The organism is Rickettsiales endosymbiont of Peranema trichophorum (assembly GCF_004210275.1).
In the GTDB taxonomy this organism is placed as follows: domain Bacteria; phylum Pseudomonadota; class Alphaproteobacteria; order Rickettsiales; family Midichloriaceae; genus RICK02.
The window spans coordinates 1-11,449 of the sequence record NZ_SCFA01000017.1; the positions used below are offsets into that span (position 1 = coordinate 1).

General features: G+C 39.6%; 13 protein-coding genes. 6 read left to right on the top strand and 7 right to left on the bottom strand.

The genetic code is table 11. The features are described from left to right. From EDM53_RS00810 to EDM53_RS06325, 4 genes are all read right to left on the bottom strand, one after another. Nucleotides 1-770, bottom strand: a 770-nt coding sequence (locus EDM53_RS00810; protein ID WP_165379515.1) for an AAA family ATPase, incomplete at its 3' end; no start/stop codon positions are given. After that, nucleotides 770-943 carry a hypothetical protein gene (locus EDM53_RS06025; RefSeq protein ID WP_165379516.1) on the bottom strand — a complete coding sequence of 58 codons (174 nt, stop codon included), beginning with the start codon at nt 941-943 and terminating at the stop codon, nt 770-772. The genes EDM53_RS06025 and EDM53_RS00810, both read right to left, overlap by 1 nt. 351 nt (nt 944-1,294) lie before the next feature. Beyond that, nucleotides 1,295-1,831: a hypothetical protein gene (locus tag EDM53_RS00815; protein WP_130121483.1), complete on the bottom strand. Its 537-nt coding sequence runs from the start codon at nt 1,829-1,831 to the stop codon at nt 1,295-1,297. Nucleotides 1,832-2,412: 581 nt separating this feature from the next. After that, nucleotides 2,413-2,553 (bottom strand): hypothetical protein, encoded by a 141-nt coding sequence (locus tag EDM53_RS06325; RefSeq protein ID WP_207215392.1) that lies wholly within the window; start codon nt 2,551-2,553, stop codon nt 2,413-2,415. Between EDM53_RS06325 and EDM53_RS06525 the strand changes: the two genes are divergently transcribed. Further along, complete coding sequence (locus EDM53_RS06525; RefSeq protein WP_410528544.1) at nt 2,516-3,223, top strand: DUF4143 domain-containing protein; 708 nt, start codon at nt 2,516-2,518, stop codon at nt 3,221-3,223. The two genes, EDM53_RS06325 and EDM53_RS06525, sit on opposite strands and share 38 nt — an antisense overlap. Nucleotides 3,224-3,413: 190 nt before the next feature. Here the strand turns inward: EDM53_RS06525 and EDM53_RS00820 are convergent, their stop codons facing one another. The 3 genes from EDM53_RS00820 to EDM53_RS00830 form a co-directional block, all read right to left on the bottom strand. Beyond that, nucleotides 3,414-3,797 carry a type II toxin-antitoxin system HicB family antitoxin gene (locus EDM53_RS00820; RefSeq protein WP_130121485.1) on the bottom strand — a complete coding sequence of 128 codons (384 nt, stop codon included), beginning with the start codon at nt 3,795-3,797 and terminating at the stop codon, nt 3,414-3,416. Continuing rightward, entirely contained in the window at nt 3,794-4,048 is a 255-nt protein-coding gene (locus tag EDM53_RS00825; protein WP_130121487.1) for a type II toxin-antitoxin system HicA family toxin, read from the bottom strand. Before EDM53_RS00825 ends, EDM53_RS00820 begins: the two co-directional genes overlap by 4 nt. Before the next feature lie 1,162 nt (nt 4,049-5,210). Beyond that, the gene (locus EDM53_RS00830) at nt 5,211-6,374 is read right to left on the bottom strand and encodes a tyrosine-type recombinase/integrase (RefSeq protein WP_130121489.1); all 1,164 of its coding nucleotides are present in this window, start codon (nt 6,372-6,374) and stop codon (nt 5,211-5,213) included. Nucleotides 6,375-6,622: 248 nt separating this feature from the next. Here EDM53_RS00830 and obgE point away from each other — a divergent pair, with 248 nt between their 5' ends. The 5 genes from obgE to EDM53_RS00855 form a co-directional block, all read left to right on the top strand. Then, nucleotides 6,623-7,600: a GTPase ObgE gene (obgE, locus tag EDM53_RS00835; protein ID WP_130121491.1), complete on the top strand. Its 978-nt coding sequence runs from the start codon at nt 6,623-6,625 to the stop codon at nt 7,598-7,600. Nucleotides 7,601-7,659: 59 nt separating this feature from the next. Then, nucleotides 7,660-8,754 (top strand): GDP-mannose 4,6-dehydratase, encoded by a 1,095-nt coding sequence (locus tag EDM53_RS00840; protein ID WP_242507806.1) that lies wholly within the window; start codon nt 7,660-7,662, stop codon nt 8,752-8,754. 4 nt (nt 8,755-8,758) lie between these two features. Further along, nucleotides 8,759-9,667 carry a methionyl-tRNA formyltransferase gene (fmt, locus tag EDM53_RS00845; RefSeq protein ID WP_130121493.1) on the top strand — a complete coding sequence of 303 codons (909 nt, stop codon included), beginning with the start codon at nt 8,759-8,761 and terminating at the stop codon, nt 9,665-9,667. A gap of 3 nt (nt 9,668-9,670) precedes the next feature. Next, nucleotides 9,671-11,173, top strand: a complete 1,503-nt coding sequence (gene murJ / locus EDM53_RS00850) for a murein biosynthesis integral membrane protein MurJ (RefSeq protein ID WP_130121495.1) — start codon at nt 9,671-9,673, stop codon at nt 11,171-11,173. A 160-nt stretch (nt 11,174-11,333) separates the two neighbouring features. Then, nucleotides 11,334-11,449: Rpn family recombination-promoting nuclease/putative transposase (locus tag EDM53_RS00855; RefSeq protein WP_242507885.1), on the top strand; the 116-nt coding region annotated here is incomplete at its 3' end.

The following is an 11,449-nucleotide window of genomic DNA, read 5'->3' on the forward strand; positions in this document are numbered from 1 at the left end:
TCTTCCGTAAACCCAAAGTATTGCCCGTAGTCTTCTCTCAATAACGAGTATACTTCTATGTTGTTCAATCCAGAGAACAAACTCTCTTGTGAGATACGTGTGATTCCCGTAACTACAGCCTTTGTTAAGTAACTGTTATCCTTTAATGCCTGCCCCAATATGCCCCGCATTAGCTCCACCATTTTCTCGTAGTATTTTTTTAGGTAAGCCTCCTGTATCGGCGTATCGTACTCGTCTATCAGTATGATAGGGTTCTTCCCACAATATCTGTGTATGTAGATGCAGAGCTGCCTAAGCGACGACTTGATATCAGATATGTCAGCTTGTTTACCGAGCAAAGTGTTAAATATTGTAACCTCGTTATCTGACAGTGTACAACCATCAATCAGATATCTATGTTCTTCATACAATCTTCTTATAAGCTCTATAACATCTGCATAAGCTTCCTTATAAGTGCGTGACTTCACATCCTTGAACGATATGAATATCACTGGATACTTATGCTGATGCTCCTCACAAAAAACTTTGTCCTGGCCTATATTTAGCTTCTCAAACAAATTCTCATCTTTTGGCTGACTAAGATCTAAAAAGTAGTACAGCATTGATAAATTCAATGTCTTTCCAAACCTTCTAGGCCTGGTGATTAAAATCACTTTGGCTCCATCTTCCATTATGTCTTTGAGCAAAAGGCTCTTGTCTGCAAACACGTATTTGCCTTTTATCAGCTCTTGAAAATTACTCAGTCCTATCGGTAGTTTTATGTGGTTCATCAACTTTGTACTTCTTGGCGTGTTAATCCAGTTATCCCAGAAACCTTGTCTATGCTTTCTCTCCTTAATAATAACTGTCTGCCTATCTCTATAGCTTTTAGCCTCTTTCCAGTCTCTATTAATTCCTCCTTGGTTTCTTCTTCCCTTAAATCCTTAGCTGTGCACTCTTCCATGACAACCTCTATATTATGATATTAGCACTATACCATAAGAGCTATTGCATTTATATTGAAATGTTCCCTACATATGTCAAGACTTGGTGGGAGTTAGTCATCGTAACGCCAGGCTGATTCACAACTAAAGGCCCATCTACATTTTAGGTAGTCCTTGGTGCTATATACTCCGTTAATTTGAAAAGTTGGCGTTGTCGGGCTTCTGAATTCGCACTTCGTTACGTATGAATATACGCGCATCGTGCTCACCGCTCATTCTCCTAGTTCCTCTCCAAATTCCCTGTCGTCTATTCTTTTCCATATTCTTGCAACTCTTCATTTACGAGCGGTATACGCCGTACAGCAGCATGTCTAAGCTCCTCGCAAAGAAGACACAGTGGACTCCAAACTATCCTTTACAGTACGCAATTGACTATAGGTCGCTCCATCAAAACCTACTACCGCTACCCAATCACCTTTCTCTCCTTCCTCTATGATATTCAGAACCTCCTTTATCCTAGACCCTACAACCTCTAAGCACCTCCACTGCTCGTTCAACAGCCATTCCCTTATCTGCTCTACGTCGTCTGCTTTTATACCTTCAGATTTCTCATATATCATCAGCACCTTCAACATACCTTGCAATTCCTCATGTACTCTCACATACTCCACATTCACCTCTCTTATGCACTCCCATATCCTTTCAAACCCTTGGCGATCACAATACACCTTCCTTGAATTCCTCTTCACTACCACCTCCTCTCCACACAACTTTCCTATTCCCATAACACTTACCTCGTCTAATACGCTTTTCGAACATATCAACATTTCCAACATGTATCCAAGCGCCTCTCTCTGCCTCTTTACCTCTTCAGATATTCCCATAACTCTCGGTTCTTCCTTATTCATATACCCTCTTCGTTCTTAAGAATGGATTAGTTTGCTACAAACCAAACCCTCATTCCTATAGTATGAATAATTTATACTAATAAGTAAAGCGCTATATTTTCTTTATTCTAAAAAAGAATGCTACCTCTCATTACGTTGATTTTTATTTCATTCTTCATTTAAATTTTATTCATATTATTCCTTCACCAAAGCTATACTGTGGAACGCTTATATTCCCTCCCTATTCTACAGCACCTAAAACGCCTCTCTTCCTCTATCGTTCAAGGTCCTGCTCTCGTCGGTAAACTTTCACTCTCTAAGCACATCATGCTCTCTTATCCATATCACCACCTTCTCTTCTCCTCTGATGTCAACTCCAGAAAAAAAGGTACCTCTGTCTATTCCTCAGCCATTCACAATCTGCATATACACGCCTTACTTCAGAAACCTCCTATTGTCGTTTGTAACCAAATCTACACCTTCGATTATTGGCGTTCCTTACTACACAAACTACTTCACACCAACAACCTTCACACCATCGCCACCTCTAGTCATAACCTTCATTTACACAAACACTCTACCCTTAAAATATCTCACGTCCATCACATCTTCCCATTCTCATTGGCCGAGCTCTTACACCATACTCCTTCACACTTATCTCTTATCAATACTCCCGTTAAACCTCCTCCTTCATATTTCCATTCTTTGCTCACTTTCGGTGGCTTCCCTGAACCTATCCTCAAGCAAGAAGCCTCCTTTCTGACGCAATGGTCTCTTTCATATCAAGAGCTTCTTATTCAATACCATCTTAAAAACTTTTCTAAGCTCCAACACACCGCCAATATCTCTCGTCTTATCAATGCACTACACAATCTTCCTAATTCACGACTCTCTTGCCTTAAACTTAGTATTGATATACCACATTCCCCAAAGACCATCTCTAGCTGGGTCCAACTCCTTCAAAACTTCTATTATTGCTTTATTATCAATCCTTGGAATCACAATATATCTTACGCACTTACTCACGAGCCACGTCTCTACTTGTTAGACTGGAGCAATGTCGTCAACCCTGAACTTAAACTTAAAACTCTTGTCGCTTCCCATCTCTTTAAAGCCATTCATTTCTGGAATGAATTTTGTAATGGTCAATATTCCTTGTTCTATATACGTAATAAACAAAAAAAAGAAGTGGATTTTTTAATCACTCAAAATCTCAAACCTTGGCTCCTTATCCATGTCGACCCTTTCACCAGCACTCAGCTAAACGACGATCTCCTATACTTCCATTCCAAACTCAATACCTCTTATGCTCTTCAACTAGCACCAGGTATACCTTACATCGATTGTGATTTTCGTGAGTTAAAATCCCCTAAAATCTTCCCTATCACCACCTTCCTTTCTCAGTTAATATAACACCAACCTCCTATTCATGTGCTCCCTCTTATATTTCCTGTACCATAACTTATGGTTAATAGTCAGAATCTTACTGAAGGGACATACAATTTCTATGTAGAGTAAGGTGCTCTCAGTAATGAGAGTGCCTTACTCTACAAGTCATAAGCGCTTGATTTTCCTACTCTATGATTGCAGGATTCACCTCTCTCTAAATCAGGTCGTTACACATATGCTCCTGGAAACCATTTTCAGAGTGACTACTTAATTTTTGTGCAATTAACCACTCTGTATATTCGTTTAAACTTTTATTAGCTTTGTGGGCTTCGATAGTCAAAGCTTTATGAAGAGCAGGAGCAATGCGCAGGTTAAATCTGCCTGAATATGGGCGAGAGGGTTCAATTTTAGCGTGTACACATGCATCTAAATAACTGTCTAATACATCACGAAACGCCTTTTTAGCTTCGATTAAAGTCTCACCATGAAATGAAATGAAATCAGCAGTATTAATCACTTTACCAACTATAATATCATCTTCTATATCAAAAGATAATTCTGCTAGGTAACCTTTATATTCAATGAAATCTTTTTTCATAAACCTGCCTCCTTTGAAAGTAAAAATTTCCTTAATAGTTCTACTTGGTAACGTTTAGCTTCTTTTTGTGGATGCGGCCTGTGAAAAGGGAAAACTGAACCCTTCAAGATAAATACTCCAGCTGAGCCCTTACCTTCCCTAATTTGTCCTCCCAAACTAATGATAAGTTTTTCAATATCACTCCATAAGATATTAGCTCTGGTTGGTTTAGACAAGATAGCCGCCAATATTCCTTTTTGTTTTGCGTTCACTAATCAAATCCTCGTAGTACTAATCTATAGTACCATATTGTGCAGTAGTGAGCAATATATATACTCCGTTAATTTGAAAAGTTGGCGTCGTCGAGCTTCGGGATTCGCACTTCGTTACGTATAAATATACACGCCTCGTGCTCAACGCTTGCACTCCTAGCTCCTTTCCAAATTTCCTGTCGTCTATTTTTCTCCATATTCTTGCAACTCTTAATTACGGGCACTTAGCACCAGTGAGCGTTCGGCCACACAACAGTAGCACTTCTAATATATCGCAAAATTTCGGGAGTCCCTTTTATTTATAACCTACTCACGGTTGGTTTGTTGCTTGACTCAGAATGGTAGGTTCATCCAGTAGCATGGATGGTGGCCGTTGGGCGGCCACAACTCCTTTTGACAACTTCGTGTCGCACCTTTACAGCGTAAATACAATGATAATGCTTGTAAGACAAGGGGTTAGAAGGATTGTCTTTACAGTGTCTTACATTTTGAATGCGACTGTCTTTACGCTGTAAAGAAGTCATAAGCTCTTGATTTTCCTGCATTTGCTACAGGCATCAAGAGATGCGTATGGTGTGACGCCAAATTTTGAAAAAATTTGTCTGTAAACGGCTGTGCCGTCAGCCTATTTGTTGAAAGTTATTTGTGGTTATCATAGGCCTGTTAAGGTAATGCTCATAAGAGCCTATCTGGCGTTTGAAGATGTATAAGAACAATCACATTATAACTAATGTGCAAATGTATTCTCCTTGATTTCATATGGTTCACCAGGAATGAGAACAGCTATTTGTTCCCGTACTAATGAAACAGCAGCATCTAAGACTGAAGTGCCCCCCTTGCCTTGGACAAGAACATGACACACTTAAGAGAAAAACGGTCGGCTGGAGTTGAACTATTTTTTAAGTTTTATGTCAATAGATTTTCCTCCTTTAACTTATAATTGTTATAGTCAATAACGGATGAACTGGGAAAGCAGCGAATAGGCTAGTATATAGCCAGTTTGAGCTGCCTTTCCCCTGCTCATACACCAAGTGCAGTACACACCTCTACCTACCGTTGTTCCCCCAGTACCAGTCCGCTGGACGACCGTATTCAAATTCCTTATATATGCTTCCCCTAGTTGCATCTAAAGTTTCTCCAATTGGCTACTATTTATAAGGATCTATCTTTTAACACTTGTAAAAGCAAACATGGCATTCGTTGCCTTTGCAATTGATTCTCTAACTGGGTCAAGATTTAATCTTGCATATATTGCTGTTGCTGATTGAGTTTTATGACCTAGCGATTTACCTATCACAAAACTATTTGCACCTGTCGCTGCCTGCCAGCTACCTAATGTCCTTCTTAAGTCATGAATCCGTAAATCTTTAATTCCAGCCATTTTTAAAACCCTTGCCCAAGCTTTTCTTGGCTCTTTAGCATGTCCTGAAGCACTAGCACTACTTGAAAACACCCAATCATTTATTCTCACTGCTATTCTGCGCTTTAAGATCTTTATTGCTTCATCAGAGAGCGGAATAGTTTGTGATTCACCATTCTTGCTCTCTTGAATACACCAAGTTCCGCGTTCTAGGTTTATATCATTCCAATTCATTGAAAGTACATTGCCACGCCTCGCGCCAGTTAATAGACATATGTAAAATAGATCCCGAAACGTTTCGTTAGGCTCTTTGTCTAACGCTTCAAAAAATCTTGGTAGTTCATCACCATGCAAAAATCTCTCACGACTTTTTTCTTTGAATTTTTTCACTCCACTGCAAGGATTAACACATTTCCATCCCCAACTAATCGCTTTATTAAATAAAGTCTTAAGTAATGCAAGAGTGTGATTTGCAGCATAAATACCATTATTATCACCGATATTGTGATGCAATTTTTCTATATCAGAACGCGTTATGACACTTAATTTTTTATTTGCGAAGTTAGTAAGATATCTATTATAAATACTCTGATCTTCTTTCCATGTTTTCTTTCTCTTTTTAGCATAATCTTCTAGAAACTTAGTAAAGGTCTCTTGAAAAGTAGGCTCGCTTTGTAGTTCTTGCTTTTCTTTATTAGGGTCCCTGCCAGAATTAATCATATTAACTGCCGCATAAGCAGCTTTGCGTGCTTGTTCGACTGATATTTCAGGAAATTTTCCAAGTTTTATCTTATTTGGAGTACCATGAACTCTTTTATAAAGGAAAAAGGTTTTAATACCTGAGGAGAAAATCATCACCCCAAGCCCACTTACTTGCGTATCATAATAATATGCTCTTTTTGCTCCTAAAGGTAACTCTACATTCGTTAGAAATGTTTTAGTAAAATTGACTTTATTATCTCTCATATTAACCCTTAGAGGTCATTTTACGTTCTACATATGTTCTACACTTAAAAGAAAATCTTGTCCATTATAATAAAATGATGTATAAGGTAGAATATTGTGAATTGCCTGTAAAATATGGGTTAGAATAAAAAGATATATGACAATAAAATCAGGTAAATTCAGATAAATTTGTAGACACCCTCACTTCTAAGCAGTGGGTCGTGGGTTCAAATCCTTCCGGGCACGCCATCAATACACCAAAAGTAACCATGCGTTTCATAGATGAAGCAAAAATATATATCAAGTCTGGAGACGGCGGTAACGGATGCGTTAGTTTCAGAAGAGAAAAGTTTATCGAATTTGGAGGCCCTGATGGAGGTAATGGAGGTAGTGGCGGAGACGTCCTCTTCAAGGCAGTAAATGACGTCAACACTTTGTTGGATTTTCACTATCAACAGCACTTTAAAGCAAGTTCAGGAAAAGCAGGATCAGGTAGAAATTGTACCGGCTTATCAGGAGAAGATATGGTAATCTCTGTACCAATCGGAACACAAATCTACGATGAAACCGGTGAAAATCTTTTGTTTGATCTAGACAAAGACTGTATGGCTGTGACTGTCCTAAAAGGTGGAAGAGGAGGAGTAGGTAACAGCCATTTTAAATCATCTACAAACCAGGCCCCACGAAGGTTCATTCCAGGCGAAAAAGGCCAAGAGATGTGGATACGTCTACAGTTGAAGCTGCTCTCAGATGTTGGTATTATAGGGCTGCCCAATGCTGGAAAATCTAGCTTTCTTTCCGCTACAACAGCGGCCAGACCTAAGGTTGCAGATTACCCCTTCACAACACTTAAGCCACAACTGGGGGTAGTTTCAGTGCATGGTAAGCACTTTGTAATGGCCGATGTGCCAGGGCTCATAGAAGGTGCTAGTGATGGGCATGGTCTGGGCGATAGGTTTCTACGGCACATAGAAAGATGTAAAATGCTGTTACACTTGGTGGATGTTACGGAAGATGCTTTGCATGCTTATCAAACTATCAGAAGTGAGCTGCTCAAATACAGTTCGCTACTTGCATCTAAACCTGAAGTTGTAGTGCTAAGCAAAGTCGATTTGGTATCGGAAGAGTCCGTTAAACAACAACAAAAAAGATTAGAGAAGTACATAGCAAAAAAAGTACTATTTTGCTCCAGTGTTACAGGTCTCCGTGTTGTTGATGTTCTGGAGGAGCTTCATCGATACATATGAAGTGTTGTAAAAACAATTATGAACGATTGAATCAATTATGAATAATAAGCGGTAAATTGATGGCAGATGACAGATACTTAAAATTTGAAAATTCGCCAATAGATGGTATCTCTTCTATGTCTAGCATCTATTCTGTGTTATCAAAAGCTTCATCCCATACACTGAGCGCTACACTTCAAGAAAATAAGGAAGAAGTGCTTATAACCGGGTGCGCAGGATTCATAGGTTTATATGTCGCACAGTACTTGCTTGCTCAAGGTTTTAAAGTAGTAGGCATAGATAATATTAGCGACTACTATTCAAGGAATTTAAAAAAAGCTAGGTTGACGATCCTAAAGCAATTTAAAGACTTTGAATTTTACGAGCTAGATATATGCCATTTTGAGCGCTTAAAGAAAATTGCCTCCAAGTACACCTTCAAGGCCATCATACATCTGGCAGCACAACCCGGAGTCCGCTATTCCGTTATCAATCCCTTTGAGTATGTTAGAGTAAATATCAACGGTTTTTTAAATATCCTGGAGATTGCTAGACATACTAAGGATCTTGATCGTCTCGTATACGCAAGCTCAAGTTCCGTATATGGTAATAACAAAAATCTCCCATTCTCAACAAACGATAAGACTGATAGCCCAATCTCACTTTACGCTGCAACAAAGAAGTCAGACGAACTGATGGCGTACGCATATTCACATCTTTATAACATAAACATAATAGGATTAAGATTTTTTACAGTTTATGGTCCATGGGGTAGACCAGATATGGCAATCTTTAAGTTTACAGACAGTATTTTTAATAGACGTGCAATAGAGATCTACAATTACGGGAACATGAAGCGTGACTTTACATACATTTCGGATGTGCTACATGGTATTTTGGGGGCACTCCAGGTGAGTTTCCATGGTCATCGCGTCTACAATTTGGGCAACTCCGATCCGGTCAATGTACTTGATGTAGTAAAAATTTTGGAGACAGCAATAGGTATGCCAGCTGACTTTAAATACCTGCCAATACAGCAAGGAGATGCAGAAGAAACTTTTGCTGATATTCAAGACTCTACAAGAGATTTAGGATTTAGACCAAACACCCCTCTTCATGTTGGTATTAAGACATTTGTAGAGTGGTACAGGGAATATCACTCCTTAAAGAAGTAATGCCATGAAAGTTGTATTTATGGGAACTTCTCAGTTCGCAGTGCCAGCTCTTGAAATGCTGGTACAATCATCACACGAGCTTGCAGCGATATATACGAAATGTAACGCGAGTAATAGCAAATCACCTGTATATAGCGCACTGGAGAAGTTGGGTGCCACAATTTCAGTTTTTCAACCCAGAAACTTTAAAAGCGAGCAAGATGTCAGTGCATTTCAAAAGCTTAAGCCAGACGTGGCTGTGGTGGCTGCATATGGCATCATCTTGCCAAAGATAATATTGGATACACCACAACATGGCGTACTTAACATTCATCCGTCAAAACTACCAAGATGGCGAGGAGCAGCCCCTGTGGAGCGCGCAATAATGTCGGGTGATACGGACACAGCGGTTTGTATTATGCAGATGGATACTGGGTTGGATACAGGCGCGATAATACTACAAGAGCCTCATAGCATCGATGATAACATCACGGGTACTGTTTTGTCAGAATCACTAGCCAGACAAGGAGCAAAGATGTTGTTGGAAGTTCTAAAAAACATAGAGGACGGGCGCATGATATCAAGCCCACAGAACACAATGGGTGTGACGTATGCTCACAAGATAGAGCGCGAGGATGAGAAAATATCTTGGAGCAAAACGGCAAGGATTATACATCGTACAATTAGAGCATTGAGTCCTAAGCCTGGAGCACACTTCGTGTACCAAGATCAAAGGATCAAGGTGTTGGCAGCAGAATATAGTGATACTTTGCATGACAGGACTCCAGGGAGTATATTGAGCGAACGGCTGGAGATAGCATGTATTGAAGGCATACTAAAACCTACACTCCTTCAAAGAGAATCAAGAAAAGTAATGAGCACAGCAGAATTTCTGATGGGGTGTAAAATACCGATTGGTACTATTTTGGTTTAATGAATGCTCATCAAGCACACAGCTACCGTGAGTTTCATCACTCTAATTAGTAGAATCTTGGGATACATAAGAGATGTGATCGTCGCAGCAACATTGGGGGCTGGATTGTATAATGACTTGCTCATTGTGGCGCTAAGAACTCCTAATCTTTTTAGATCAATATTTGGGGAAGGTGCTTTTAGTGCTTCATTTGTTCCGATATATTCCTCCATTCTATGCACAAATGGGCAGAAAGCGGCCCAAAATTTCGCTAGACTATCGCAAACGATTCTTTGTATAGCGATTCTGATATTTTGTACCCTACTGTACATCTCAATGCCAGTTTTTGTAAAGATTACGGTGCCTGGGTTTACGGATCCAAAAGTCATTGAGCTCGCTATCACACTATCAAGAATCACGACACCATACTTGGCTATGATCTCACTTGTCGCACTTTATGGCAGTGTGCTGAATAGCCACAATAAATACTTCGCATTTGCCGCAGCACCAATCATACTAAACATCAGCATGATTATAATTGCCACTCAAAGCGTGTCGAAGGAAGAACAGGTTTTTGCCCTTTCACAAGGTATATTGATAGCAGGTGTATTTGAGATGCTCTGGATGCTCTACTTTCTAAAAAGAAACGGATTGTTGTTCTTTTTTTGTAGCCTAAAGGTCACGAACGAAGTCAGAGCACTAATGAGGCGGATGATACCAGGACTCATAGGTGCTGGAGTCACTCAAATCAACATTGTCATAAATAGCACTATAGCATCCTTTATACCACACGCTATGTCTTACCTGTATTACGCGGATCGTATATACCAACTGCCATTAGGGTTGCTTGGGACGGCTGTAGGTGTAGTAATACTTCCGGTACTGTCCAAAGCGTTTAAGTTGACTAATATGAGAGAAGCAATGGCTATTCAAAACCGTGCTATAGAGCTTTTATTGGCGCTGTCTATACCAGCTTCAGCGGCTTTGTTTGTTCTTTCTTTTGAAATTATAAGGGTGTTGTTTGAATACGGATCGTTTACAAGAATTGCTACAACACAAACTGCGGTTGCCCTTCAAGCTTTATCGATAGGGTTGCCAGCATCTATACTCATCAAAGTGTTTGTAAGTAGCTTTCACGCCAGTACAGACACAAAGACGCCAGTGAAGATAGCTGGTCTATGCATAGTTAGCAATGCGATGTTTAGTCTGTTACTGATGCACACTTATCAACAGGCTGGTATAGCTTTTGCTGGTACGATATCAGCTTGGCTTAATCTTGTTTGTTTATACTATAAACTTCAAAAGTCTGGGTACTTTAAGTTTGATGTATCGATGGTAAGAAAAATTTTGAAATATGTCTTGAACACGATAGTTATGGTTTCTGTAATGCTTTTGACTAAGACGATGCTGAAAACGCACAACATATACCTTCAGTTAACTATACTGTGTGGATTAGGTGGAGTGTCGTATGTAACGATGTGCTGTATAACAGGAGTAGTGACTGTTAAGGACTTGAAAAATCCATAGAGAAGAGAGTGCGTAAATAATCCAAACCCAAGAAGGAAAAATGGATTCATTGCAGGAAGCACTGTATGATGTATAATGTCATTACATAGAAATACAGAGCGGTGACAAGATGACCCAAAAAGCAAGCAAAACAAAGCGGCTCAAGTACGACGACGTGTACATGATCAATCCCCTCATTGACGTCGCCTTTAAGAAGATTTTTGGGGTTGAGGCCAATTCTGACATACTGATATCATTGCTAAACTCTATAGTATCTGAGGAAGATCAGATAAGCGA